Annotated in this window: 22 protein-coding genes, 5 tRNA genes and 1 pseudogene; 11 read left to right on the top strand and 17 right to left on the bottom strand. The window is 55.2% G+C overall.

Annotation, left to right across the window (positions count from 1 at the left end; all coding sequences use genetic code 11):
• Nucleotides 1–5: 5 nt before the first annotated feature.
• A complete protein-coding gene (locus tag LOS15_RS09415) occupies nucleotides 6–569 on the bottom strand; it encodes a Smr/MutS family protein (protein WP_263065485.1) in 564 nt (187 codons plus the stop codon).
• A gap of 230 nt (nucleotides 570–799) precedes the next feature.
• Between LOS15_RS09415 and prmB the strand changes: the two genes are divergently transcribed.
• From prmB to LOS15_RS09400, 3 genes are all read left to right on the top strand, one after another.
• On the top strand, nucleotides 800–1723 hold the full coding sequence (gene prmB / locus LOS15_RS09410) for a 50S ribosomal protein L3 N(5)-glutamine methyltransferase (RefSeq protein WP_411537752.1): 924 nt from the start codon (nucleotides 800–802) through the stop codon (nucleotides 1721–1723).
• 13 nt (nucleotides 1724–1736) lie between these two features.
• On the top strand, nucleotides 1737–2828 hold the full coding sequence (gene aroC, locus LOS15_RS09405) for a chorismate synthase (protein WP_263065483.1): 1092 nt from the start codon (nucleotides 1737–1739) through the stop codon (nucleotides 2826–2828).
• Between the two features lie 61 nt (nucleotides 2829–2889).
• Nucleotides 2890–3282 (top strand): hypothetical protein, encoded by a 393-nt coding sequence (locus tag LOS15_RS09400; protein WP_263065481.1) that lies wholly within the window; start codon nucleotides 2890–2892, stop codon nucleotides 3280–3282.
• A gap of 83 nt (nucleotides 3283–3365) precedes the next feature.
• Here the strand turns inward: LOS15_RS09400 and LOS15_RS09395 are convergent, their stop codons facing one another.
• The gene (locus LOS15_RS09395; protein ID WP_263065480.1) at nucleotides 3366–3665 is read right to left on the bottom strand and encodes a putative quinol monooxygenase; all 300 of its coding nucleotides are present in this window, start codon (nucleotides 3663–3665) and stop codon (nucleotides 3366–3368) included.
• Between the two features lie 87 nt (nucleotides 3666–3752).
• Between LOS15_RS09395 and LOS15_RS09390 the strand changes: the two genes are divergently transcribed.
• From LOS15_RS09390 to phaC, 3 genes are all read left to right on the top strand, one after another.
• Nucleotides 3753–4166, top strand: a complete 414-nt coding sequence (locus LOS15_RS09390; RefSeq protein WP_263065479.1) for a VOC family protein — start codon at nucleotides 3753–3755, stop codon at nucleotides 4164–4166.
• A 294-nt stretch (nucleotides 4167–4460) separates the two neighbouring features.
• Nucleotides 4461–4871 carry a phasin family protein gene (locus LOS15_RS09385; protein WP_263065478.1) on the top strand — a complete coding sequence of 137 codons (411 nt, stop codon included), beginning with the start codon at nucleotides 4461–4463 and terminating at the stop codon, nucleotides 4869–4871.
• A 103-nt stretch (nucleotides 4872–4974) separates the two neighbouring features.
• Nucleotides 4975–6825: a class I poly(R)-hydroxyalkanoic acid synthase gene (gene phaC / locus LOS15_RS09380; protein WP_263065477.1), complete on the top strand. Its 1851-nt coding sequence runs from the start codon at nucleotides 4975–4977 to the stop codon at nucleotides 6823–6825.
• A gap of 104 nt (nucleotides 6826–6929) precedes the next feature.
• On the opposite strand, the gene lnt is transcribed toward phaC, so the two are convergent.
• From lnt to miaB, 5 genes are all read right to left on the bottom strand, one after another.
• Nucleotides 6930–8387: an apolipoprotein N-acyltransferase gene (lnt, locus tag LOS15_RS09375; protein ID WP_263065476.1), complete on the bottom strand. Its 1458-nt coding sequence runs from the start codon at nucleotides 8385–8387 to the stop codon at nucleotides 6930–6932.
• 35 nt (nucleotides 8388–8422) lie between these two features.
• Nucleotides 8423–9307 (bottom strand): HlyC/CorC family transporter, encoded by an 885-nt coding sequence (locus LOS15_RS09370; RefSeq protein ID WP_263065475.1) that lies wholly within the window; start codon nucleotides 9305–9307, stop codon nucleotides 8423–8425.
• A gap of 81 nt (nucleotides 9308–9388) precedes the next feature.
• A complete protein-coding gene (gene ybeY, locus LOS15_RS09365) occupies nucleotides 9389–9850 on the bottom strand; it encodes an rRNA maturation RNase YbeY (RefSeq protein ID WP_263065474.1) in 462 nt (153 codons plus the stop codon).
• Nucleotides 9847–10938 (bottom strand): PhoH family protein, encoded by a 1092-nt coding sequence (locus tag LOS15_RS09360; RefSeq protein WP_263065472.1) that lies wholly within the window; start codon nucleotides 10936–10938, stop codon nucleotides 9847–9849. The genes ybeY and LOS15_RS09360 overlap by 4 nt, the downstream gene beginning before the upstream one ends.
• A gap of 85 nt (nucleotides 10939–11023) precedes the next feature.
• Entirely contained in the window at nucleotides 11024–12367 is a 1344-nt protein-coding gene (gene miaB, locus LOS15_RS09355) for a tRNA (N6-isopentenyl adenosine(37)-C2)-methylthiotransferase MiaB (RefSeq protein ID WP_263065470.1), read from the bottom strand.
• Between the two features lie 182 nt (nucleotides 12368–12549).
• On the opposite strand from miaB, the gene LOS15_RS09350 reads away from it, so the two are divergent.
• The 4 genes from LOS15_RS09350 to LOS15_RS09335 all read left to right on the top strand — a co-directional run bounded on the left by LOS15_RS09350 (nucleotide 12550) and on the right by LOS15_RS09335 (nucleotide 13415).
• A tRNA-Asn gene (locus tag LOS15_RS09350) sits at nucleotides 12550–12625 on the top strand.
• A gap of 69 nt (nucleotides 12626–12694) precedes the next feature.
• Nucleotides 12695–12770 (top strand) — tRNA-Asn (locus LOS15_RS09345).
• A 39-nt stretch (nucleotides 12771–12809) separates the two neighbouring features.
• Nucleotides 12810–12885: transfer RNA gene (locus LOS15_RS09340), tRNA-Asn, on the top strand.
• 233 nt (nucleotides 12886–13118) lie between these two features.
• A complete protein-coding gene (locus LOS15_RS09335; RefSeq protein ID WP_411537750.1) occupies nucleotides 13119–13415 on the top strand; it encodes a metalloregulator ArsR/SmtB family transcription factor in 297 nt (98 codons plus the stop codon).
• An 81-nt stretch (nucleotides 13416–13496) separates the two neighbouring features.
• Here LOS15_RS09335 and LOS15_RS09330 read toward each other — a convergent pair.
• Nucleotides 13497–15583 (bottom strand): annotated as a pseudogene (locus LOS15_RS09330) (carboxy terminal-processing peptidase).
• A 138-nt stretch (nucleotides 15584–15721) separates the two neighbouring features.
• Here LOS15_RS09330 and LOS15_RS09325 point away from each other — a divergent pair.
• Nucleotides 15722–17026: a M18 family aminopeptidase gene (locus LOS15_RS09325; protein WP_263065467.1), complete on the top strand. Its 1305-nt coding sequence runs from the start codon at nucleotides 15722–15724 to the stop codon at nucleotides 17024–17026.
• Between the two features lie 81 nt (nucleotides 17027–17107).
• Here LOS15_RS09325 and LOS15_RS09320 read toward each other — a convergent pair.
• The 9 genes from LOS15_RS09320 to LOS15_RS09280 form a co-directional block, all read right to left on the bottom strand.
• Nucleotides 17108–17184 (bottom strand) — tRNA-Met (locus LOS15_RS09320).
• A 63-nt stretch (nucleotides 17185–17247) separates the two neighbouring features.
• Nucleotides 17248–18339 (bottom strand): redox-regulated ATPase YchF, encoded by a 1092-nt coding sequence (ychF, locus tag LOS15_RS09315; protein WP_263065465.1) that lies wholly within the window; start codon nucleotides 18337–18339, stop codon nucleotides 17248–17250.
• Nucleotides 18340–18410: 71 nt separating this feature from the next.
• Nucleotides 18411–18992, bottom strand: coding sequence for an aminoacyl-tRNA hydrolase (pth, locus tag LOS15_RS09310; protein ID WP_263065464.1), 582 nt, complete (start codon nucleotides 18990–18992; stop codon nucleotides 18411–18413).
• A gap of 209 nt (nucleotides 18993–19201) precedes the next feature.
• Entirely contained in the window at nucleotides 19202–19840 is a 639-nt protein-coding gene (locus LOS15_RS09305; RefSeq protein ID WP_263065462.1) for a 50S ribosomal protein L25/general stress protein Ctc, read from the bottom strand.
• Nucleotides 19841–19936: 96 nt separating this feature from the next.
• Nucleotides 19937–20878 (bottom strand): ribose-phosphate pyrophosphokinase, encoded by a 942-nt coding sequence (locus LOS15_RS09300; protein ID WP_263065460.1) that lies wholly within the window; start codon nucleotides 20876–20878, stop codon nucleotides 19937–19939.
• 59 nt (nucleotides 20879–20937) lie between these two features.
• Nucleotides 20938–21012 (bottom strand) — tRNA-Gln (locus LOS15_RS09295).
• Between the two features lie 30 nt (nucleotides 21013–21042).
• Nucleotides 21043–21906: a 4-(cytidine 5'-diphospho)-2-C-methyl-D-erythritol kinase gene (gene ispE / locus LOS15_RS09290; RefSeq protein ID WP_263065459.1), complete on the bottom strand. Its 864-nt coding sequence runs from the start codon at nucleotides 21904–21906 to the stop codon at nucleotides 21043–21045.
• A 76-nt stretch (nucleotides 21907–21982) separates the two neighbouring features.
• Nucleotides 21983–22639, bottom strand: a complete 657-nt coding sequence (lolB, locus tag LOS15_RS09285; protein WP_263065457.1) for a lipoprotein insertase outer membrane protein LolB — start codon at nucleotides 22637–22639, stop codon at nucleotides 21983–21985.
• A gap of 63 nt (nucleotides 22640–22702) precedes the next feature.
• Nucleotides 22703–24478 carry a tetratricopeptide repeat protein gene (locus tag LOS15_RS09280; RefSeq protein ID WP_263065456.1) on the bottom strand — a complete coding sequence of 592 codons (1776 nt, stop codon included), beginning with the start codon at nucleotides 24476–24478 and terminating at the stop codon, nucleotides 22703–22705.
• Nucleotides 24479–24537 lie beyond the last annotated feature (59 nt).

The raw sequence follows: 24537 nt of genomic DNA, 5'->3' as shown, positions 1-24537 counted from the left end.
CACGGCTAGTGGCCGCGCTTACGCAGCAGGATATATACCGCCCCAGTGCCGCCATCGAGTTCGGTGGCGGAACAGAACGCCAGCACGCCAGGCCACTCTCTTAACCACGCATTGGTATGGCTTTTAAGCACCGGAAAATCTGAGGTGGTGCCCCAAGCCTTACCATGCACGACTAGCACGCAACGCATGCCTTGTGCCGCGGCGTCGCGCAAAAAACTTTCCAGCTCAATCCTTGCTTCTTCCAAGGTATAGCCGTGTAGATCTAAACCCGCTTGCCACGCCGTTTGGCCACGCTTAAGTTGGCTAAACGTTCGCCAGGGCAGGTCGGGCACACTGAACTCCAAGTACTCTGACGGGCGCACGGCTTCTACTCGGCCGTCGGATGTGCGCCCGCTGGTTTGCAGCGTGTTGCTCTCGACCGCCGCGCGGCGGCGCGCTTCGCTGGCGGCCGTTTGACGCTTGGGTTTGCCGGGGTCCGCTTGATTAGTGGCAATACGGCGAACGCCTGCTGCTTGCAGTGCTTGGCGAAAAACACTGATATCGTCGTCGTTGGGCAGGTGTCGCGTCATAGTCGGCTCAAATAAAAAAGAAGTGTTAGCAGATAAGCATAATGGAGAAGCACACAGTATAGCGAGACTGTCGTTACTGTGAACGACTACCGTTAACCGTTGCTGTGAAGCGCTTGTGAGTGCAACCATGCGCTGTGAACCAGGCGGCGTCAAAGGTACAATCGCATAATAACTTTTATACGCCAGGAGCCGCTGTGACCACGCCTCTTAATGATGAGACCTCCCACTCAATGCTTTCGTTGCCAGAGTCGGCCTTGGTGAGCGAGCTTTTTACACTGCGCGATTACTTACGCTGGGTCTCCAGTGAGTTCTATTTAGCAGGGCTGCACTATGGGCATGGCACCGAATCGCCGTGGGATGAAGCCGTTGCGCTCTGTTTAGGCGCGCTGCACCTTCCTTGGAATGTTGACCCAGCCGTGTTGGATGCACGCCTACTGCCAATGGAGCGCGAACGCATTATTCGCCTAGCACGCGAGCGCGTCACCACGCGCCGCCCGCTGCCTTACCTGCTGGGTGAAGCCTTCTTTGCAGGCTATCCCTTCAACGTGGATGAGCGGGTGCTGATTCCCCGCTCACCGATTGCCGAGCTAATTGAAGACGGCTTTGCGGCGTGGTTCCCAGAAGAGCCCCCCGCCCGCGTGCTGGATTTATGCACCGGCTCTGGCTGCATAGGCATTGCCACGGCGCTGGTGCTGCCGACCTGTGAAGTAGCCCTGGCGGATATCAGCCAGGATGCCTTGGCCGTAGCGCGGCAGAACATCACGCGCCACGATGTAGGTGACCGCGTGCGCGCCGTAGAATCGGATGTGTTCAACGGTTTGGAAGGCCAACGCTTTGACCTGATTGTTTCCAATCCGCCCTACGTGGATGAGCGTGACTTAGCCACCATGCCCGCCGAGTTCCGCCACGAGCCGTCGCTGGCGCTAGGCGCAGGTAGCGACGGGTTGGATATCGTGCGGCGTATTCTGCGCGAGGCCCGCCAGTACCTAACCTCGGAAGGCTGGCTGATTGTAGAAGTCGGCAACTCTGACCGCCATGTGGAGGCCGCCTTCCCCGAGGTGCCCTTTATCTGGCTAGAATTCGAGCGTGGCGGCCAGGGCGTGTTTGCCCTGAGCGCCGCTGAACTCGACGCCCATGCGGCGTCTTTTGCGTAAGGAATAAACGCCCATGTCTGGCAATACGTTTGGCAAACTGTTTACCGTCACTACCTTTGGCGAAAGCCACGGTCCCGCCCTGGGGGCCATTGTGGATGGCTGCCCCCCTGGCATTGCGATCAGCGAAGAAGATTTGCAGGGCGATTTAGATCGTCGCCGCCCTGGCAGCTCGCGCCACACCACTCAGCGCAAAGAGCCGGATCAGGTGCGCATCCTTTCGGGCGTGTTTGAAGGCAAAACCACCGGCACCTCGATTGGCCTATTGATCGAAAACACCGACCAGCGCTCCAAAGACTACTCCAAGATCAAAGACCAGTTCCGCCCCGCCCACGCGGACTACACCTACCACCACAAGTATGGCCACCGGGACTACCGGGGTGGCGGCCGCTCCAGCGCCCGTGAAACCGCCATGCGTGTCGCGGCCGGTGCCATCGCTAAAAAGGTGCTGGCGGCGCAGGGCATTCAAATTCGTGGCTACATGAGCCAGCTCGGCCCGATCAAAATCGACTTCAAAACCTGGGACGCCGTCGATCAGAACGCCTTCTTCTGCCCCGACCCCGACAAAGTCGCTGAGCTGGAAAGCTATATGGATCAACTGCGCCGGGACCAAGACTCCGTGGGCGCGGAAATTACCGTGGTTGCCGATGGCGTGCCCGTGGGCCTAGGCGAGCCGGTCTTCGACCGCCTGGATGCTGACTTGGCGCACGGCCTGATGAGCATAAACGCAGTAAAAGGGATCGAAATTGGCGCAGGTTTTGGCTGCATTGCCCAGCACGGTAGCGAACACCGCGACGAGATGACGCCGGAAGGCTTCCTCTCTAATCATGCGGGCGGCGTGTTGGGCGGTATCTCCAGTGGCCAACCCATCGTCGCACGGCTGGCGCTGAAGCCAACGTCCAGCATTACCACGCCAGGGCGCTCCATTGATGTGCATGGCGAGCCGGTTGAAGTGATCACCAAAGGGCGTCACGATCCCTGCGTGGGCATCCGAGCAACGCCGATTGCAGAAGCCATGATGGCCATCACGCTGTTGGATCACTGGCTGCGCCACCGGGGCCAAAACGGCGATGTTAGCGTTGATACGCCGCGTTTAAATCAGCGATAACGTCTCAATTGAGCCAGCGGGTTCACTGCTACACTCAAATGAGACAGTTGAGGAGTCGCCTATGAAAATTAACGTTGAGTTTGATCTAACGCCGGATGAGTTTCGGCAATCGCTAGGCTTGCCTGATGTTGAGGCGTTTCAGCAAAGCCTGCTCGAAAATATTCAGCGGCAGATGGAGTCGGGGGTGGAAGGGTACGACCCGATGAGCCTCATGCGGCCCTTTATGCAGCAACCGATGATGCAGCAAGGGCTTTCACAAGGGCTTGCAAATTTTGGCTCCTATCAGCAAATGATGCTGGATATGCTGCGCCAAGCAGGTTCCGCAAGCAGTGAAAACAGCAGTAATACTGCTGGACACGAAAGCAGTAAAGACGACGCGAACAAAGCGGCCAAAAGCGAAAGAAGTAGCAAAACAAAAGCCACCGCCACCTCTCGCTCTCGGGCGAAAGAGTAAGCGTTAAAACAGACGTACTACATCCGTTGTTAAATAGAGTACGGGTAGGGGGCAATGACGTATCGATCAGTGCCCCCTTTCAGTTACGCTTGATTAGTAGCAAGCACCTCGGCACGTACCACGCTCTGATGTTCTATTAGGGGATTCACGACCTCCCGGCAGGTCTTGTAATGGGGTGTCTGTTTATGGTCGGCTAAGGCCGATTCATCCCGGTATATCTCATAAAGATAAAAAAGATTGGCATCCTGCTGGTCCTCTAGCACGTCAAAAACATGGCAGCCTGGCTCGTCGCGCACTGATGCGGCAGCATTGGGTAGCATCGCCTCTAGAAAGTTTTCCCGCTGATTGGGTTTGAGTTGTGTCTTGACAATGATACAGAACATTCAAGGCTCCTTGGCTTGACGAAAAGTTAAAATGGAAATATTTTCCATAAAGTAACATAAACATATAAACGACCAAAGGAAGCATCTATGAAACGTCCAGCTCCCCTCAATGGCATGCGTCATATCGCCCTGCAAGCCCAGGACCTGGAAGCCAGTGAGCGCTTTTATGTAGAACTACTGGGTATGGACGTCTTACGCCGTGCCCACGACGATTTGGTCTACTTGACCCTGGGTAATGACAACCTCTCTTTGAGCCGCGCCAAATCTCCTGTGGGAGAAGCCCCACAGCGCTTGGATCATTTTGGCTTTGTAGTAGATATTCCCGAAGACGTGGACGCTTGGCATGATTATCTAAAAGCGCAGGGTGTCGAGGTCACGAGTGCTCCTCATGACCATCCCGATGGCGCTCGCAGCTTTTACTGTTTGGACCCGGACGGTAACAGCGTTCAACCGCTCTATCACCCTTGTGTCTCTGGGCAATGTTTAGCGAAAACTGATTAAACTGTCCAAATGGGCTTTGCTCCTGTAACGGTAGATCTGGTTATACGATATAGCCCTGCTAGACTTATAAGAGTAATGCTGCAAAGCGATTAAAAAATATCGCCATTGCTCTAACTAACGTGGATTAGCACTGCGGGAAACACTTTGAGGAAGGAGCGCTTTTCAAGGCGCCCTTTCTCGCAAGAGTGTTGCAAAGCAACATGCCAGCGGCTACTCTTTTTGCAGTGCAGCAATGCGCCGTGTGATGAGCCTCTCTGGGCTCATGCCAAGGAACGAGAGACAGGAGTAAATACAATGCAAGATAAAATGATGGACGCCTTCAACACTCAGACTCGCCAAATGTTTGAGCCAATGCGTAAAATGAATTCGCTGATGCTTAACAACATGGAAAAGCTAACGCAGTATCAGCTAGAAGCCATGAAGCGCTACAGCCAAATGGGGACTGAGCGCATCCGCAGCGCCGCCGAAATTAACGATGCAGAAAGCCTGCGCGATTTTGGCACTAAACAAGCCGAAATGATGAACGAGCTATCCCAGCAGATGCAGGAAGATGCGCGTGTCATGGGTGAAATGAGCATGCAGTTTAAATCTGAAATGGAAAAACTGTTCAACGAAGCGGGGCAGAAAATGAGCGAGCAGGCAACCTCCGCTGCTAAAGGTGAGCAGCCTGCGAAAGCCTCTAGCCAGTCTTCACGCAAAAGCTAAATAAAACAGTATATGCGCGGCGCCTTTAAGGGCGCCGTGTTGTTTCTGAATGATATTGCCTGGACGTGGGCCACGCCACAGGTAGGTGAGGGGGAGAGCGAGTATGCAGTCAGGTTGGAAATTGCCGTCTAAAGCTATGTCTCAAGAAGATATTGAGACATGGAAAGCGCAGATTAGTGATATCGGTGAGCAGTATCGAGGCCTTTTTGAAGACTTGCTGACGCGGATGGCACCCAGCGAAGCCGCAGACTCCGTTCATAGCGACATGCGCGAAAGCTTTGAAGCCGCCGCAAAGTCGTTAATGAGCGACCCTAGCTTATTGTGGCAAACCCAGTCGCGGCTGATGCAAGACCAGTGGCTGCTATGGCAGCAGGGCGTGCGGGCCATGGCCGGTGAGCAGGTATCCCCGCTGGTGACACCGCCAAAACACGACCGCCGCTTCAAAGACGACGCCTGGACCACCGACCCCTACTACATGGCGATCATGCAGCAGTACCTGCTGTTTTCGCAGATGGTGGAGGAGCTGATTAACGGCCTGGAGGGGTTAGACCCTGTCCATAAGCGTAACCTGGCGTTCTACGCGCGCCAGTTAGTGAACGCGATGTCGCCCACCAACTTCGTGTCGACCAATCCAGAAGTAATGCGCCGCACCCTGGAAACCAAAGGGCAGAACCTGGTCGATGGCCTGACCCGGCTGCGGGAAGACCTCGCTAACTCAGCGGAAGGCATCAACGTTCGCATGACCGATCGCAGCGCTTTCGGTGTAGGCGATAATATTGCGGTTACCCCCGGTGCTGTAGTGTATGAGAATGAGCTGATTCAGCTGCTTCAATACACACCCACCACGGAAAAAACCTTTAAGACGCCACTATTAATAGTCCCACCGTGGATCAATAAATATTACATATTAGATCTGCGGGAAGATAACTCGTTAGTAAAGTGGATGGTAGATCAAGGCCATACCGTCTTCCTGATTTCTTGGCGTAATCCTGGCCCAGAGCAGCGCGATATTACCTGGGCGGATTACATGCAAATGGGGCCCATCAGCGCGATGGAAGCCATCGAGCAGGCCTGTGGTGAGAAGTCGGTTAACTTATTGAGTTACTGTGTGGGCGGGACACTCACTGCTTCAACGGTCGCTTATCTAACCAGCACGCGGCGGGGTCGCAAGGTGAAGTCCGTTACCTATATGGCGACGCTGCAAGATTTCCGCGACCCCGGTGATATAGGCGTATTCCTTAACGAGCGCGTGGTTGAGGGAATTGAAAACACGCTGGAAATGAAAGGGTATCTAGATGGCCGGTCGATGGCCTATACCTTTAATTTATTGCGTGAGAATGACCTGTTCTGGTCGTTCTATATCAATAATTATCTAAAGGGTGAAGTACCTGCAGCGTTCGACCTGCTGTATTGGAATACAGATGGCACTAACCTGCCTGCGGGAACCCACGCTTGGTATCTACGCCATATGTACCTGGAAAACCGCTTGGTAGAGCCGGGTGGTATTGAGCTGGACGAGGTGAAGATTGACCTTCGTAAAATATCGGCTCCTTGCTATTTCGTATCGACTAAAGAAGACCATATTGCCAAGTGGAACAGCACATATTATGGCGCGCTGCTGCCCAAAGGGCCGGTGACCTTCGTGCTGGGTGGCTCTGGCCATATCGCAGGCATTGTGAACCCGCCCCATAAGAATAAATACGGCTACTGGACCAACGATGCGTTGCCCGAAACACATGATGCATGGCAGGAGAGCGCTAGCTTCCACGAAGGTTCCTGGTGGCCGCACTGGCAGGCATGGGTAACGGAGAACGGCTATGCAGATCCAGACCCGGAAAAAATGGTGCCTGCCCGTCAGCCAGGAGAGGGCGAGTTAAGCGTGATAGAGCCCGCGCCCGGACGCTATGTAAAAATGACGATTCCTGAGGTGCTGGGCGAAGCGTCTACCGATTGATGCTCTTGTCACTCTTACACGGCTAGCTGAGTTAATAGCCCTAAAAAAGCCCCTGCCACCCATTGGGTGGCAGGGGCTTTTAGGTTCTTGTTAAGAGGCTAACGCTAACGGCGGCGGTATAGCCCAGGTAGCAGTAGCAAGCCTGCGAGCAGCCACGCGGGCCAGCTACCCGTTCGCGTAAACGGCGTGAGACCTTGCATGGCGTAGAATTCGCCGGTGAGGTAGGTAGTTTCAAACTGAGGAACGCGGTCTACTATCTCGCCTCTTGGATCAATAATCGCGGTAATGCCATTGCTGGTGGCGCGAACGACATAGCGGCCGTTTTCCAGGGCGCGCAGGCGGGCCATTTGAAGGTGCTGGTGGGGGCCGATGGAGGCGCCAAACCAGGTGTCGTTAGAGACCGTGACAATGACATCGCTATCCGCTGCGCGCCGTGCAACGAGCTGTGGATAGATAATTTCATAGCAGATGGCGTTGCCAATGCTGACACCCGCGGCCTGCATAGGGGCTTGCTCAGAGGCACCTTTGGTAAAGCTCGACATGGGGAGGTCAAAGAAGTTAATAGCGCCGCGTAATACGCTTTCTAACGGAAGATACTCACCAAACGGCACTAGGTGCTCTTTTTGGTAACTGCCTTCTACATTGCCTACCCCGATCACGCTGTTGAAGTAACGGTTCTGTTCATCCAGCTGAACGATGCCCGTCATGAGCGCCGCGCCGGGGGGCAAAATGGCTTGCACCCGTTCTAGCACCGGACGCGCCTGCTGTTCCATCATGGGCAGCGCGGTTTCTGGCCATAAGATAAGGTCTACGTCGTCGGCGACGTCGCGGGTTAGGTCGCTATACGTATTAGCGGCCAGCCGCTGGCCTTCTGGTGTCCACTTTAAAAGCTGCGGCAGATTACCTTGCAGCAGCGCAACGCGTGTCGGTTCCTCAGCGGGTGTTGTCCAGAGGGTAGGTAGCGCCAGCGGGGCTATCCAAATCGCAGCGATAGGCGCGAGTGCCCACCACTGGCGGCGCAGGAGTTCAGCACCCAGCGTGCCGGTAAGCACTACCATCAGCGAAAGCAGGTAAACACCCCCAACGGGTGCCCAGCTAGCTAGAGGGGAGTCGACATAGCTTGAGCCAACCAGCAGCCAGGGAAAGCCGGTAAACAGATAAGTACGCAGCACTTCCCCTAATACCCAGGCACCTGCGAAGGTGAGTAGCGCCCAACGGGGGCCAAAAAAGCGCCGGTAGAGCCAAAAGGTACCGGCAAAAAACAGGGCCAAAACGGCCACAAACAGTGCGGTAAGAAATACCGCCAGCGGCATGCCGGTATAGCCATAGTCATGAATAGAGACATATACCCAGGAAGTGCCGCTGGCAAACAGCGCTACGCCATATAGCCAGCCCTTTAGCGCTGCTTGGGCCGGGGTTAGGGTATGCAGGCCAGCGTATAAAAGCGCAATCGCAATAGGCCCCAGCCACCATAGTTCAAACGGTGAAGCGGTAAGCGTGGTAAAGCCGCCGGCCACCAGAGCGGCCAGTAGCTGAAGCGCGAGCGTGGGCGTTAACCCCATGGTGATATCCTATCGAAATTTATCTGAGTGGTCGGTTAATCGTCGCCGGTATTATCACTCTCGGCGCTTTGGTCGGGGTATGCCTCAAGTAGGCGGATGCGACGGTTGTCAGCATTGAGGATGACAAAGCGCCAGCCGCCAAAGCAGGTGTGCTCGCCGCGACCGGGCAGGTGGCCAAATTGCTGCATCACCAAGCCGCCAACGGTATCGAACTCGTCATCGGAAAACTCGGTGCCAAAGCGCTCGTTGAAGTCTTCAATTGGCGTTAAGGCGCGAATAGCAAAGTGGCCGTTATCCAGCGTGCGGATATCGTCCTCTTCGTCGGTATCGTGTTCATCTTCGATATCCCCGACAATTTGCTCCAGAATGTCCTCGATGGTGATAATGCCCGCAGTGCCGCCATACTCATCCACCACAATCGCCATATGGTTGTGGGTGTCGCGAAACTCCTTGAGTAAACTGTTTAAGCGCTTGGACTCCGGAATAAACATGGCCGGACGCAGCACGTCTTCCAGCTTAAAGGCATCGCGGCTCTCTTGGGTTTGCGAGAGCAGGGGAAGCAGGTCTTTAACCAGGAGAATACCTTTAACATCATCAAGGTTTTCACCAATCACCGGGTAGCGGGAGTGGCCGGTCTCCTGAATGAGTGGCAGGTAACCATCGCTGGTTTGATCAAGGGTAATGGCCGACACCTGGGAGCGCGGAATTAATATTTCCCGCACCTGTTGGTCGCTGATTTCAAGCGCGCCTTCAATAATCATAATGGCGTCTTGGTCCAGCTTCAGTTTTCCTGCGGTGTGGCGTAAAAAGGTCATCAGCTCATCGCGTGAGCTGGGTTCATCATTGTCACCAGAAAGGGCGCCAAAGAGTTTCTCGAGCCATGATTTTTGATTAGGAGTGCTCGATCGGTCTTCGCTCATTGCGTCTCATCTCTCAGTTGCGGGCAGACAGTTACAGGCAGGTGCTAGACGTAACACGTGGCGGATAGGTCGTCACGGTGGTTACTCATTATAAGGGTCAGGAATGTCCAGGGAGGCGAGAAGTTCGCGCTCGATCTGTTCCATCTCCTCCGCCTCTTGCTCGTCAATATGATCGTAGCCCATTAAATGCAGGGTGCCGTGGATGACGATATGGGCATAATGATGCGTCAGCGGCTTTTGCTGCTCGCTGGCCTCTTGGGCAACGACATTGTGACAAATAATCAGATCGCCCAGTAGTGGCAGCGTCATACCGGGTGGATTTTCAAACGGGAAGGAGAGCACGTTGGTGGGCTTATCCTTACCTCGGTAATCGCGGTTAAGTGTTTGGCTTTCGGCGCTATCCACCAGGCGAATCGTCAGCTCTAAACGCTCATCCTCTGGGTGACGTGAAAACACACAGCCCACCCAAAGGGTGAGCTGTTCAAGAGAGGGTAGCTGTGGCTCGTCAATGGCCACTTGCCGATCAATCAGAAGGTCGCTCATCGGTAGGTATCTCTAGCGCGATCATTGGTGCGCTCAAGCGCCTGCATACGGGCGTCGCGCTCCTGCTGCCGGGCCTCGCGGCGGGCACGCTCTTCCACTTCCTGCTGGGACTCAAACTCATCGTAGGCTTCTATGATGCGCTGAACCAACGGGTGGCGCACCACGTCTTTGGCCGCAAAGTGAGTGACGCCGATTCCGGCGGTGTCTTTCAACACATCCAGCACTTGAGACAAGCCGGAACGCTGCCCGCGCGGTAAATCCACCTGAGTGATATCGCCGGTAATCACCGCTGTCGAACCAAAGCCAATCCGCGTGAGGAACATTTTCATCTGTTCCGGCGTGGTGTTTTGGCTCTCATCCAAAATAATGTAGGAATTATTCAGCGTGCGTCCGCGCATATAGGCGAGCGGTGCGATCTCGATGACCTGACGCTCAATTAACTTGGCGACCTGTTCGAAACCAATCATTTCATACAGCGCATCGTAAAGCGGGCGCAGGTAAGGGTCGATTTTTTGGGCAAGATCACCCGGCAAGAAGCCCAGTTTTTCACCGGCTTCCACCGCTGGACGAACTAGCAAAATACGCCGCACTTCCTGCTGGTTAAGCGCTTCTACTGCGGCGGCAACCGCCAAGTAGGTTTTCCCCGTACCTGCTGGCCCAATGCCGAAGTTAATATCGTGCTCGCGAATACTCTGTACGTAGCGCTGCTGATTTAACCCGCGAGGTTTAATCATGGTGCGTGGCGTTCGCATCACCACTTCATCACCACCGCCTTCGCTGTCCTGCTCTTCCTCAAGTGCTTCTAAGCCGGACTCCTGAAGGAACAGGTGCACCGTGTCGGCGTCAAGTTCGTCAGCCGCTGTCTCACGGTAGAGATGCTCCAGCACGTTAGCAGCTGCTTTAATACGATTGGCAGCACCGGCTAATTGAAAAATATTGCCCCGGTTGCGAAGTGTCACGTCCAGGCGGCTCTCAATCAGTTTTAGGTGCTCGTCCTGTTGGCCGCATAGGCTGGCAAGCCGCTGCGGGTCATTGGGTTCAAGGCTTAGGGTGATAATGCGATTGGCCTGAGGTGATGGCTGGCTCAAGAGTAAGAAACCCGTTAGTTGATGTGTGTGAGCTTCAGCTTACTGCCCCGGCGGTGCCGGGGCAATTACCTAGGATAGCGAATAATTAATAACGCTCTGCAGAGACCAGTTCACCACGCAGTGAATTGGGCAGTGCTTCGGTGATTTCCACGTCAACAAAGTAGCCAATCAGCTCGGTAGGATTGGCCGCGCGGAAGTTAACCACGCGGTTGTTTTCGGTACGACCAGAGAGCTGCCCTGGGTCTCTTGGTGAGAAACCGGAGACCAGCACTCGCTGGGTCGTGCCTACCATTCGGCGGCTGATTTGTGCAGCCTGCTGCAGAATGCGCTCTTGTAAAATGGCAAGGCGCTGCTTTTTAACGCTTTCTGGTGTTTCATCCGGCAGACCCGACGCAGGTGTGCCGGGGCGCGCTGAGTAAACGAAGCTGAAGGAGTGGTCAAAGCCGATGCGGTGGATCAGATCCATCGTCGCCTCAAAGTCCTCTTCAGTTTCGCCAGGGAAGCCGATAATAAAGTCAGAAGAGAAGCTAATATCCGGGCGATTAGCGCGAATCCGCTCCATCTTTTCGATGTACTCGTCGGCAGTGTGGCCCCGCTTCATAGCGCTTAAAATGCGGTCAGAGCCAGACTGCACTGGAAGATGCAGGTGGCTCACCAGCTCTGGAATGTCGGCAAAGGCGTCGACCAAGCTGTCGGTGAACTCCACCGGATGCGAGGTAGTGAAGCGAATGCGGTCAATACCGTCTACGGCAGCAACGCAGGCAATCAGCTCGGCAAGGTCGATCTCATCGCCATCGTCGTTATCGCCGCGGTAAGCATTCACGTTCTGGCCCAACAGGTTGATTTCGCGCACACCCTGGTCGGCTAGGTGGATGACTTCATCCATCACGGCTTCAAACGGGCGCGATACTTCTTCGCCACGGGTGTAGGGCACGACACAGAAAGTGCAGTACTTGGAGCAGCCTTCCATGATCGAAACAAACGCCGTTGCGCCATCAGACGTGGGCTGGGGCAGGTGGTCGAATTTTTCGATTTCTGGAAAAGTGACATCCACCGCTGCAATTTGGTTGTTGTTGCGGGCGTCGAGCATTTTAGGCACGCGGTGCAGCGTTTGCGGGCCGAAGATCATATCCACAAAGGGGGCGCGCTTACGCAGCGCTTCACCTTCTTGGCTCGCCACGCAGCCACCCACGCCAATCACTAGGTCGGGGTTGGCGTCTTTAAGTTTTTTCCAGCGTCCCAATTGGTGGTAGACCTTATCCTGCGCCTTTTCGCGAATCGAGCAGGTGTTAAGCAGAATCACGTCTGCTTCTTTTTCATTATCGGTCAGTTCAAGCTGGTGAGATTCGCCGAGCATATCCGCCATACGGGAGGAGTCATACTCGTTCATTTGGCAGCCGTGCGTTTTGATGAAAAGCTTCTTCGCCATCGGTACCTGTCGTCTATGGGTCGTCGGGGGACGAGGGATGAATGAAAACTCGTGAGCAGCGAAAGGCTGCCGTGGAATAGAGGCATTATACGGGCACAATAAACCAGGGGCTAGCGTTCGCCAGGAATCGATACTTGACCTAGGCGTTTCTATCAGTATACTACGCACCGTGTTTGAGCAGTTCCTCGATAGCTCAGTTGGTAGAGCAAATGACTGTTAATCATTGGGTCGCAGGTTCGAGTCCTGCTCGAGGAGCCAAAACGCTAAGGCAGTTTTTTTATGTTTACGCTAATGGCTTCGCTTTAAACACAGCAGCAATTACATTGTTCCTCGATAGCTCAGTTGGTAGAGCAAATGACTGTTAATCATTGGGTCGCAGGTTCGAGTCCTGCTCGAGGAGCCAATTTGCTGTTCTGCTGTAGTTACCGTTCACGGTAAACGTTCCCCGATAGCTCAGTTGGTAGAGCAAATGACTGTTAATCATTGGGTCGCAGGTTCGAGTCCTGCTCGGGGAGCCATTTAGCATACAATGTACCTTTCTAAGCACGCACCCTTTTAAACTTCTGCTTATTTATTGATACAAACACCCGTTGCCTTTGGCATCTTGGGTGGTTTTTTGTGTCTTATGGTTGGCTGTGTTATTAGCGTAAACTATGGGTATTATTCACCGGTTGGGAAGAGTGTTGTGGTCAGAGTGTCTAGCCTGGAAGCGTTGCAGGTATTTAAATGTTTAAGTGATGAAACGCGATTAATGCTGGTATTGCTGATTGCCAAAGAGCAATCGCTTTGTGTTTGCGAGATGACCTATGCGCTGGAGGAGTCTCAGCCGAAGGTGTCTCGCCACTTGGCGCAGCTGCGCCAGTGTGGTTTGCTGATTGATCAGCGGGAAGGGCAGTGGGTCTACTACCGTTTAGCGCCGCAGCTGCCTGCCTGGGCGCAGTCAATCATCGAATCGGGTGCGCAGGGGAGCGCGGTGAAGCTAGCGGCGCTAACGCAGCGTTTGGCGCGCATGGGAGATCGCCCAGCTCGGCGTGCCGCTCTCTGCTAACGATAGTGAGTCAGTAAGCACACACAAAAACGCCAGCCCTAGGGCTGGCGTCTTCGTGCTTAGGCTAGGCCACGCTATTACTTAGCGTTTGGCCATGCGCTGGTTAGCTTCCAAGTGGGCGTAATCAAGTAAAATTTCGGCAGCCTCCAGTGCATGAGCGCGATCAACGGGCATGTCATCGCTGTCGCTCTCATCTGCCATGCCATGCCAGGCTCGGTGCTATCAACTCTAGCATCCATCCACTCTTCTAGCTCTGCTAGTCCCAAGGCGCGACGACGCTGGTTCTCAAGGGAGAGTTGCTCCGCTTCTCGTGCCTCCAGCTCGCGCTGGCGCTGTTCGCGATTCAGGCTGACGCTGGTATGCTGTTCGCGCAGCTGGCGGGCAAGCGTCGACTGGCGCTCGAGGTAGCGGAAGTTAGGGTTCTCGTCGGCCCGTGTTTCATGCCGGGCAAGCAGTGCGTCAAGCACGTTTTCGGGGGAGCCGTAGCGGCGGTACTGAACGTTTTGCACGGTGTCCCAGGCCAGGGCGTTATCCAAGCTGCTTTCGCCGATGCGCTCGGGATCGATCAGGCTGGGGAAGGTAATGTCCGGTACGACGCCGCGGTTTTGAGTGCTGTCGCCGGAAATACGGTAAAACTTAGCGCGAGTTAGCTTGATCTGGCCGTGGCTCAAGTCATTTAGGGTTTGCACGGTGCCTTTGCCAAAGGTAGAGGTGCCCACCACAATGCCTCGGCCGTAGTCTTGAATAGCACCAGCAAAAATTTCCGAGGCAGAGGCTGAAAGGCGGTTGACCAATACGGTCAGCGGGCCGTCGTAGAGCGTACCGGCTTCGGTGTCGCCATAGAGCTGAATGCGCCCCTGGGCATCACGCACTTGTACCGTTGGGCCACGATCTATAAATAGGCCGATGAGTGAGTTGGCTTCCTGAAGAGCGCCGCCCCCATTGTTACGCAGGTCGAGCACAATGCCTTCCACACCCTCCTGCTTGAGGCTTTCCACTTCGCGGGCAACGTCTCGCGTCGTGCTGCGATACTCCTCTTCTCCGGCCTGCCATGCATCAAAATCCACATAGAAGGTGGGGATGTTAATAATGCCGACACGATGGGGTTTGCCATCCCGCGTGACCTCGACAATTTCACTGTTAGCGGCCTGATCTTCTAGGCTTACCGTGTCACGGGTAATTTCGACAATTTGAGAGCGCGTCATATCGACGGCTTGTGCGGGTACAACGTCTAAGCGCACCACGGAGCCCTTAGGGCCGCGAATTAGGTCGACAACATTATCCAGGCGCATGCCCACCACGTTAACCATTTCGCCCTTTTCCTGGCCCACGGCAATAATGCGGTCGGCAGGTTCAAGCACGCCTGCGCGGTCGGCGGGGCCGCCGGGAACAAGGCTGGATACTTTGACGTACTCGCCATCGGCTTGTAGCAGTGCACCAATGCCTTCAAGGGAGAGACTCATTTGAATGTCAAACGATTCTCCCTGGCGCGGCGAAAGATAACCCGTATGCGGGTCGATCGTGCTGGAAACCGCAGCCATAAGCAGGCCGAATACGTCTTCAGCTTCTGTTTGACGAAGTCGCGTTAGCTGTCCCTCGTAGCGCTGGCGAAGATTGGCCTCAATTTGCTCATCATCCTGGTCCGTTAAGGCCAACGTAAGCGCATCGTTTTTAAGCCGCTTGCGCCATAGTTCATCCAGCTCGCTCTCACGGGTTGCCCAGGGGGCATCTTCTCGATCTACTTCCAGGCGTTCGTCGCTGTCGAATTCGAAAGAAAGACCATTATCAAGGCGCGCTAAAAGCCATTCAAGGCGAGCTGTTTGACGGTCGCTTAGGCGGTTGTAAAGCGCAAAGACATCGTCTAATTCGCCATCGAACAACAGCTCCGTCATGCTGCTTTCCAGATGGCGATAGGACTCTATGTCGCGGTTCAGAAGGTATGAACGCTGACCATCTAAAATATCAAGGTAGCGCTGGAAAGCTTCCTGAGACCACTGTTCGTCGAAGGTGATATTGGCATAGTGGCCGTAGCGGAGCGAGTCCGCAATCTCTACTGCCGCTTGGCGTTGTTCGTCGGTCGGCGCGAGTTGCGCCAGCGCTGCCGGGCTGGTGATAACCAGCATCATGGCAAGGGCAACCGAGCGTGAAAGCGTTGCAAACAAGCTCATCAGTCAAGCTCTCCCGGATTTGTGTAAACTCGTTCTTCCCTAGACCCGCAGATAGCCTATGAGTTGCGTAGGCCGAGGGAGCATTGTAGCAGGTCATTTCCCCTGTGAGACTCAATCATTACTGTTATGAGGAATTCCATGTCCGAGGCTTTCAACGCGGAACGTTTAACGCGGCTGTGCGATTTTTTGCAGCAGTCGCCCACGCCATGGCACGCGACTCGCAGTATGGCGCAGCGTTTGGAGCAAGCGGGCTTTCAGCGCCTGGAGGAGTCATCGAACTGGCAGCTGGTGCCAGGAAAGCGTTACTACGTGACGCGCAACGACTCCTCAATTATTGCTTTTCAGCTACCTGCTGGAGCGCTAACCAGCCTGCGCATGTTGGGTGCCCACACCGATAGCCCGGGGCTGCATTTAAAACCTAATGCAACGCAGTATGCCGCTGGCTGGCTGCAGCTTGGGGTGCAAGTGTATGGCGGGGTGCTGTTAGCCCCTTGGTTTGACCGCGATTTAGGCTTGGCAGGGCGGGTACACGTGCGCCACGCCGATGGTCGCCTAGAGAGCGTGCTGCTCAACGTTGACCGCCCGATCGCGATGATTCCAAGCTTGGCGATACACTTGGATCGCGAGGTGAATGCAGGGCGTGTTATTAACCCGCAAACGCAGATGTCGCCGGTGCTAATGCAGAGCGATACTTCCAAGCTGAATGATCTGCTAGCGCAGTGGCTAGAAGAGCAGCACGGGCTGCGTGCGGTGGAGGTGGTGGATTTTGAGCTGAGTTTTTATGATGTTCAGCCCCCCTCGTTGGTTGGTCTGCGCCAAGAGCTGGTGGCCAGTGCGAGGCTGGATAACCTGCTGTCGTGTTTCGTGGGCCTGGAGGCGCTGCTCGATTGCGATGCGCAGCAGGGTGCTTTACTGGTTGCGAATGATCACGAAGAAGTGGGTAGTGCGAGCGCTTGTGGTGCCCAGGGGCCATTTTTGGGGGATGTGTTGAAGCGTCTGAACGCGCAGATGGGCGGTGGCTCAGAAGAGTCGCTTATACAGCTGATTCAGGCGTCATTGATGATTTCTTGCGACAACGCTCACGCGCTACACCCTAACTTCAAAGATAAACACGATGAGCGTCATGGGCCTGCAATTAACGGCGGCCCGGTGATCAAAGTAAATGCTAGCCAGCGCTATGCAACGAACAGCGTTACAGGAGCATTGTTCCGCGATGTTTGTCGTCAAGCAGAGGTGCCAGTGCAGTCATTTGTGACTCGCGCGGATATGGGCTGTGGCAGCACTATTGGGCCGATTACCGCCACCGAAGTGGGTGTGCCTACCATTGATGTTGGACTGCCTCAGTGGGCAATGCACTCCATTCGCGAGACGGCCGGTACAAAAGATGTTGATTATCTTACCCTGGCATTAACGGCGTTTCTAAATCGTCCCCAGTTATGCTGAAGGCTTGGTAGGTAACAACTGTTGCTAAACGAAAAAGCCCGCTGACGATGTCAGCGGGCTTTTACTGGCTTAATTCGGTATTGGTGGCTACGCCCTGATTTGAACAGGGGACCCCATCATTATGAGTGATGTGCTCTAACCAGCTGAGCTACGTAGCCATTCAACGGGGGCGAATGATACTCGCTGCCCTGGTGCCCGTCAAGAAATTTTGCAGCTCAAGCCTAGACGTTAAACCGGAAGTGGATAACATCGCCATCTTTCACGATGTACTCTTTGCCTTCTAAGCGCCACTTGCCTGCATCCTTGGCACCTTGCTCACCGCCAAGCGTGACGTAATCGTCATAGGCGATGACTTCGGCGCGAATAAAGCCTTTCTGGAAGTCGGTGTGAATAACCCCTGCCGCTTCAGGTGCGCTGGCGCCTTGTTTCACTGTCCAGGCGCGTACTTCTTTTACACCTGCGGTGAAATACGTTTGTAGGCCGAGCAATGCATAGCCTGCACGAATCACGCGATCAAGCCCCGGCTCTTCCATGCCCATTTCAGCTAGGAACATGCTGCGCTCTTCGTCATCCAGCTCGGCAATTTCGGCCTCAAGCTGGTTGCATACCGGCACCACGACGGCGCCTTCTTCAGCGGCAATTTCGTTGACGATATCCAGGTAAGGATTGTCCTCAAAGCCATCTTCATTGACGTTGGCAATGTACATGGTGGGTTTGAGTGTCAAGAAGCCAAAGCTCTTCACTTGCTGCTTTTCATCGTCGGTGAGCTCGAAGCTACGCAGCGGCTGGCCTTCGGCGAGGTGGGGCTGAATTTTATCGAGCACGGCTTTGGTGGCCGTGGCGTCTTTATCTCCACCTTTTACAGCGCGCTGCAGGCGCTGGCTGGCTTTTTCGACGGTATCTAGGTCGGCCAGCGCTAGCTCAATATTGATCGTTTCAATGTCGGCACGGGGGTCGACCTGGTTGGCAACATGGATAACGTTATCGTTATCAAAGCAGCGCACCACGTGGGCGATCGCCTGTGTTTCGCGGATGTTAGCCAGGAATTTGTTACCTAAGCCTTCCCCTTTTGATGCGCCCGCGACGAGGCCGGCGATATCCACAAACTCCATCGTAGTGGGCAGTATTTTCTGCGGCTTGACGATCGCCGCCAGCGCGTCCAGACGCGGGTCGGGCATCGGGACGATACCCACGTTAGGTTCAATGGTGCAGAACGGGAAATTTTCCGCATCAATACCTGATTTTGTCAGCGCATTGAAAAGCGTGGATTTACCTACGTTGGGTAGGCCGACGATGCCGCAGTTAAAGCCCATAAATAATTTCCTGGCCGCTAGGGCAGCGCCATTAAAAAGGGCGCTGCCGAAATTGAAAAAAGAGGGTGCTACTATTTTACGCTATGTAGGCGGTTCATGGCTTTGGCCCATTCGCCTGTTAATGCAAAGGGTAGGGTGGCTTGGCACTCATCCAGAGCGTGCTCAATGGCGTTCAGCTCCGCTTTGCCTGGGCGTCCCAGCACATAGTTAGTAACCTGACGCGCTTCGCCGGGGTGTCCAATGCCAATGCGGACTCGGTGAAACTGATTTTGATTGCCTAACGCGCTAATAATGTCGCGCAGGCCATTGTGCCCACCATGCCCGCCGCCGGTTTTATAGCGTGCCTGTCCTGGCGGGAGGTCTAGCTCGTCATGAGCGACCAGTAAATTCTCAGGCGTCAGTTTGAAGAACTGAGCAAGGGCCGCCACGGCAGCACCGCTGCGATTCATAAAGGTGGTGGGATTGAGAAGGTGAACATCCTGGTTGCCAATACGCGCTTTGGCATAGAGCCCTAAAAACTTCTTCTCAGGGCGAAGCTCAGTATGGGCGCTGCGTGCGATAGCGTCTACTAGCCAAAAACCAGCGTTGTGGCGCGTGGCGTCATACTCTGCACCGGGATTGCCCAGCCCGATAATGGCCGTTACCTGGCTCATTGTCCCACCTCCAAAAACGTCTGGGAGAAATATTGACTCGTGTCGGCGATAGTGCGCAGCGCAGCTGCGCTAGTTGGTAAGCTGCAAAAAAAATCAAGCGCCGAAGCGCTTGATTTTAACATCCTTAAGCTGCCAGGGCAGCTTAAGCTAAACGCTGCTGACGGGGCTTCGAGCGGAGCCCCATCAACGCAGCGTTAGCTTACCGGCGCTTACTCAGCGCTGGACTCTTCTTCACCTTCTTCGCCTTCTTCGTCATCGCCGCCGCGTACTTTCACTTTGGTGATGCTCAGAACGGCGTTGTCGTGATCTTCACCGTGCGACAGGTCAACAGAGGTGACGCCAGCCGGTAGGGTAAGGTCAGACAGGTGTAGGGTGGTGCCCAGCTCAACGTTGCTGATGTCCACTTCCAGGAAGTCAGGAAGGTCTTTCGGCAAGCAGCTGATCGCCACTTCGTTGGCCAGAACGTGCAGTTCACCGCCTTGGTCTTTGATGCCCACGCATTTCTCTTCGTTCACCACGTGCAGCGGCACGTTCATGGTGATTTCGTGAGTGGCGTCAACACGCAGGAAGTCGGCGTGGGTTAGCAGCGGCTTGAACGGGTGACGCTGCAGGTCACGAACAACCACTTGCTCTTCAGTTCCGTCGATAACCAGCTTGATAACGGAAGAGAAGAAGGACTCATCTTCGATCGCCTTGTAGAAAGCGGTTTTTTCTACAGAGATTGATTGAGCGCCTTTCTCGCCGCCGTAAACAACGGCCGGAACTTGTTGGTTCGCACGACGCAGGCGGCGGCTCGCACCTTTCCCCAGGTCGTTACGAACGCTGGCTTTCAGGATAAAATCAGACATGGAATTGCCTCTTAGTTTAAGTAAGGAAGCGCCGCTGACCGCGACCAGGCAGCGACGCTCCCAGGGCCCTTAGGTAAGGGCTATGTCGTCAGTCGCTTAATGGAACATCGCGCTGACAGATTCTTCGTTGCTTACCCGGCGGATCGCTTCCGCAATTAGGCCTGCAACGCTCAGTTGACGAATTTTTCCACTCCGACGTGCATAGTCAGAGAGTGGAATTGTGTCGGTCACGACAACTTCGTCCAGAACAGAGTTGGTAATATTGTCAACCGCAGGGCCAGACAAAATCGGGTGGGTCGCATAGGCCACAACGCGAGCCGCGCCATGGTCTTTTAACGCTTCACCGGCTTTGCATAGCGTGCCAGCCGTATCGATCATGTCATCGACAACCACACAGGTGCGGCCTTCAATTTCGCCGATGATATGCATGACCTGGGCTTGGTTAGCCTGAGGGCGACGTTTGTCAATAATGGCCAAGTCAGCGTTAAGCTGTTTTGCAATCGCGCGAGCACGTACAACGCCGCCCACATCGGGGGAAACAACAACCAGGTCGCTGTAGTTTTGGCGCTCGATGTCGTCAAGCAAAATGGGGGAGCCGTAGACGTTATCAACCGGTACGTCGAAGAAACCTTGGATTTGGTCAGCATGCAGGTCCATGGTCATAACGCGGTCAACGCCGGCTTTTACCATCATATCAGCAACCACTTTTGCTGAGATGGGAACGCGGGCGGAGCGAACACGACGATCCTGGCGAGCATAGCCAAAATAGGGAACTACCGCGGTAATACGGGCGGCTGAGGCGCGACGCAGGGCGTCCACCATCAGAATCAGTTCCATTAGGTTGTCATTCGTCGGTGCGCAGGTGGATTGAAGGATGAAAACATCCTTACCGCGCACGTTCTCATTGATCTCGACCGCGATTTCGCCGTCGCTGAACTGACCAACCGTCGCGTTACCCATACGGCTGTCCAAGCTCTCGGCAATCTTTTGAGCGAGTTCGGGATTGGCATTCCCGGTGAAGACCATCAATTTTGACACGCGCAGCCACCTTTGCAGTGTTGGGGATCAGGGGAGAAAACGCAGATCAACATCAGGGTTGGCTGGGGTACCAGGATTCGAACCTGGGAATGCCGATACCAAAAACCGGTGCCTTACCACTTGGCGATACCCCAGCAATAACCTAATGCGATGACCGGGCGCTTTCAGCAGCCCAGAGCATCTTGTAGGGGAGAGGTGTTGAGCCCGCGTGCTACCCATGCGTGCCAGTGTTGGCCGGTCAGTTCAGCGGCGACAGCTTGAGCGGCTTGCTGTGAATCAAAAGCCGCAAACAAACAGGCGCCGGTACCGGTCAGCTGGCTAGGTGCATACTGCGCAAGCCAGTCAAGCGCTTCCGCAATGGGCGGGTAGCGTTTTTTGACGATGGCTTCACAGTCGTTGCGCCACTCCGGCGCTCCCCCCTGCAATGCGCGCGCCATAGTAATGGGGTGGCTGTCGCGTGTCAATTCTGGGTCTTGAAAGACCTTCCTGGTAGACACGCTAACATGGGGGTGAATGACCACAAACCACGGGGTGTCTAAGGTAATGGGGGTTAGCTGTTCGCCCACGCCCTCCGCCCACGCGCTGCGGCCGTGAATAAACACGGGGACATCAGCACCTAGCGTTATTCCTAGCTCAGCCAGGGTGGTGTCGCTAAGCCCCAGCTGCCAGAGCCGGTTGAGCCCTTTGAGAACAGTGGCGGCGTTGGAGCTGCCGCCTCCCAGACCGCCGCCCATGGGCAGGTGCTTTTCAATCATGATGGACGCTCCTAGAGGAGTGCCGCTGGCCTGCTGCAATAACGTAGCTGCTCTTACGATCAGGTTGTCAGCGTGGGCGACGCCATCCATGGGTGTGATGAGTTCGATAACGCCATCTTGGCGAAGGGTGATGCTCAGGTAGTCGCAGAGGTCGATAATTTGAAACAGGGTTTGCAGCTCGTGGTAACCGTCTTGTCGACGACCCACAATATGCAGCATACGATTTAGCTTGGCCGGGGCGGGCAGGGTGAGTGTGCGGGGTGCTGCGGGCATGCCATCTCTCTACTGGCTAAACATATGTAAATGTAAGAAAGAGGGCTGGCGTGTGCCGCCAGCCTTTCGCTTTCTGTTAGGTGGCTTGCCACTGGTTAACAACCAGAGTGATACGCACATCACCGTAGTTCATGACTAAACGACGCGGTAGCCACATGCCTTCTACCTGTTCCCAGTCGCGATAATTGATTTCCCAGCCGTCTTGCTGCAGGAAGTTGGGGAAGCCAAGTTCGTCGGTTTCAAGCTGGTAGCTTTCGTGGTCGTCGGGTAGGCCGCGCACCCAGTCGGGCATGGCGCTTACCGGCAGTGACCACCCTAACTGTTCTTCCATTAAGGCTTCAGGAGTTTCTGCCTCAAAGCGGCCGTCGCTAGTGGAAAGCGAGAAGCGACCTTCGCGGCCTTCGAGCACGCTACGTCCTCCGCCAAAGGGCCCGCTAATCAGCATGCGGAAATAGTGTGGGTGCTGGTTCCAATCTAGGTTGGCGCTGGTGTTTTCCTCGGGCGTCCTCAGTCCTGCTTTGCCGACCATTGTCCAGGTGTCAAACGCTTCAACATCGGCTTGCTGGCGCTCCCATTGGCCGGCTTGACGGCCGCTTTCATCGACCGGCGCTTGGCTGGCACAACCTGCAAGCGTCAGTAGTGCCATGCTGGTTAACCAAAGGCGAGCGGTACGCTTGGCTTTGAAAAAACAGGAAGTGCGTGAGCGTAAAGCGCCAAGATGTGTGGTCAACATAAACAAACTCCGTGTCAGTGTTGTGTGATAAAGGTGCGTGCAGCACGACGAATAAGGCAAGCGTTAGGGCGCTTCTATGGGCGTTAGTTCAGGATGGCGCTCAAGTAGCTCATCAATTTGTGGGTGTTGACCGGTGCGTTGGCGTATTTGCTGAATTAGGCGGCGTGCTTCATCACTGCGTCCGAGTGCGTGCAAAACCTCCGCGAGGTGGGCGGCGATCTCCTGGTCAGGCATTTGCGCGTAGGCACTTTCCAGCCAGGCAAGCGCTTCTTCAGGCTGGCCAAGCCGAAAGTAGACCCACCCCATGCTATCCAGTATTGCGGGATTTTCCGGGTCGGCTTCGTAGGCGCGCTCTATGAGTTCGCGCGCTTCTTCTAAGCGCCCTGGCACGTTAAGGTCCGCGAGGGTATAGCCCAGCGCATTAAGTGCCATTGCGTCGTTTGGGTCGGTGCGCAAAATCTGGCGTAAATCCTGCTCCATGGCGGCAACGTCGCCCGCTTCCCAAAAGCGCATTGCGCGTAAATAGAGTAGCGTTGTGTCGTCTGGGGTGCGGGTTACCTCTCGGTTAAGCAGCTCGGTGGCCTCGTCCTCAAGCCCAAGTTCATCAAGAAGCTGCACTTCGAGCAGCACAAGGTCACCGAAATAGTCATCGTGGCGCATCCGTTCAATGCGCAGTAGTGCGCGTGCATCCAGCAATCGATTGTCTTCTATCAACATGCGCGCTGCCGTTGCGCGCGCGGGCAGAAACTCATCGCCACTGCGCACCTGCCGGTAGTAGAGCAGGGCATCGTCAATTTCACCCTGAGACTGAGCAATGGCACCAAGTAAGTAGTAAGCAATGTTGGGAACGGTGTCTTGGCCAATGAGTGGCTGGAGTAGCCGGTAGGCTGGCTCGCTGTGGCCCTCCTCCAAATATAGTTGGGCGAGCGCAATGCGCAGATCCTGATTGCCGCCGTGGTTTTCCAGTAGCGTGTTCGTTTGCTCTTCGGCAGCGGTAATGTTGTTTAGGCGAATTTCTGCTTGAGCCAGCATCAGCACAAAGCGGACATCATCAGGTGCGAGTTCAAGCCCCGCTTGGGCTGCTCGCTGCGCTGTTTGGTGATTGCCGGTTTCTAAGGCAAGGCGCGCCTTGGCAAGCCATAGCGGGGCGGAGGCGGGTTCTCGCTGGGCAACCTGCTCAAGGCGTTGCTGGGCTTGGTCTACGTCGCCAAGAGCTGCTTCAATAAGCGCCGTGCCAAGCAGCACGTCGCTATGAAACTCAAGCTGATCGGCGTTGGGTTGCGCGAGGTGTGACCGCAGTGGCTGGATAAGTAGGTTTAGGGGGGCTTCTTCAGCAACGGCGATTTCAGCAAAGGCCGCGATTTCGCCATTGCCACCTGCTTGGGTGATAGTCAGACGCTGCTCTAGGCTGTCGTACCAGTCGCCGCGCTGTAACGAAAGGGTTGCCAGCAGGCGGTTAGGCGCTTCAGCCGTTGGAGAGAGCTCACGCCAGCGCAGTGCAGAGGCTTCTATTAACGCAATGTCGTTGCCAAATCGGGCGGCAAAGGTGGCGCGTTCAGCAAGCGCCGGTGCACTGTAGCGTTGGGCTGCTTCTAGGTAGCCTTGACTAGCGGTACGGTAATCACCTCGTTGGCCCGCAAATTCTGCGGTCAGCAGTGCGCGCAGCCCGGCTGCATCAAGTCCACGGGTAATAGGTGGCGCCGACTGCATGGGGTCGCTTGAATAGGTAGGTACCCCGTCCTCTGTATAAGAAGCTGAGGTTTGGCAGCCACTTAGTAAGAGTAGCGTGGTAACCAATGGCAGTGGGGTTAAACCCAGTAATGTGGCGCGAAGGGGCATGCGTCTCTCGATCAAGTGGCCGAGTGCTCAGCATAGCGGCTTGGTTGCCTGCGGCAAAG

The sequence above is a fragment of the Halomonas sp. 7T genome (genome assembly GCF_025643255.1).
GTDB lineage: Bacteria > Pseudomonadota > Gammaproteobacteria > Pseudomonadales > Halomonadaceae > Vreelandella.
The sequence above is the reverse complement of the archived record's forward strand: the minus strand, read 5'-3'. Positions and strand labels throughout refer to the sequence as shown.

Bases quoted from the DNA above. Each gene is read 5' to 3' on its own strand.
- LOS15_RS09415 (WP_263065485.1), bottom strand. From the start codon at position 569: ATGACGCGACACCTGCCCAACGACGACGATATCAGTGTTTTTCGCCAA.
- prmB (WP_411537752.1), top strand. From the start codon at position 800: ATGCTTTCGTTGCCAGAGTCGGCCTTGGTGAGCGAGCTTTTTACACTG.
- aroC (WP_263065483.1), top strand. From the start codon at position 1,737: ATGTCTGGCAATACGTTTGGCAAACTGTTTACCGTCACTACCTTTGGC.
- LOS15_RS09400 (WP_263065481.1), top strand. From the start codon at position 2,890: ATGAAAATTAACGTTGAGTTTGATCTAACGCCGGATGAGTTTCGGCAA.
- LOS15_RS09395 (WP_263065480.1), bottom strand. From the start codon at position 3,665: ATGTTCTGTATCATTGTCAAGACACAACTCAAACCCAATCAGCGGGAA.
- LOS15_RS09390 (WP_263065479.1), top strand. From the start codon at position 3,753: ATGAAACGTCCAGCTCCCCTCAATGGCATGCGTCATATCGCCCTGCAA.
- LOS15_RS09385 (WP_263065478.1), top strand. From the start codon at position 4,461: ATGCAAGATAAAATGATGGACGCCTTCAACACTCAGACTCGCCAAATG.
- phaC (WP_263065477.1), top strand. From the start codon at position 4,975: ATGCAGTCAGGTTGGAAATTGCCGTCTAAAGCTATGTCTCAAGAAGAT.
- lnt (WP_263065476.1), bottom strand. From the start codon at position 8,387: ATGGGGTTAACGCCCACGCTCGCGCTTCAGCTACTGGCCGCTCTGGTG.
- LOS15_RS09370 (WP_263065475.1), bottom strand. From the start codon at position 9,307: ATGAGCGAAGACCGATCGAGCACTCCTAATCAAAAATCATGGCTCGAG.
- ybeY (WP_263065474.1), bottom strand. From the start codon at position 9,850: ATGAGCGACCTTCTGATTGATCGGCAAGTGGCCATTGACGAGCCACAG.
- miaB (WP_263065470.1), bottom strand. From the start codon at position 12,367: ATGGCGAAGAAGCTTTTCATCAAAACGCACGGCTGCCAAATGAACGAG.
- LOS15_RS09335 (WP_411537750.1), top strand. From the start codon at position 13,119: ATGCTGGTATTGCTGATTGCCAAAGAGCAATCGCTTTGTGTTTGCGAG.
- LOS15_RS09325 (WP_263065467.1), top strand. From the start codon at position 15,722: ATGTCCGAGGCTTTCAACGCGGAACGTTTAACGCGGCTGTGCGATTTT.
- ychF (WP_263065465.1), bottom strand. From the start codon at position 18,339: ATGGGCTTTAACTGCGGCATCGTCGGCCTACCCAACGTAGGTAAATCC.
- pth (WP_263065464.1), bottom strand. From the start codon at position 18,992: ATGAGCCAGGTAACGGCCATTATCGGGCTGGGCAATCCCGGTGCAGAG.
- LOS15_RS09305 (WP_263065462.1), bottom strand. From the start codon at position 19,840: ATGTCTGATTTTATCCTGAAAGCCAGCGTTCGTAACGACCTGGGGAAA.
- ispE (WP_263065459.1), bottom strand. From the start codon at position 21,906: ATGCCCGCAGCACCCCGCACACTCACCCTGCCCGCCCCGGCCAAGCTA.
- lolB (WP_263065457.1), bottom strand. From the start codon at position 22,639: ATGTTGACCACACATCTTGGCGCTTTACGCTCACGCACTTCCTGTTTT.
- LOS15_RS09280 (WP_263065456.1), bottom strand. From the start codon at position 24,478: ATGCCCCTTCGCGCCACATTACTGGGTTTAACCCCACTGCCATTGGTT.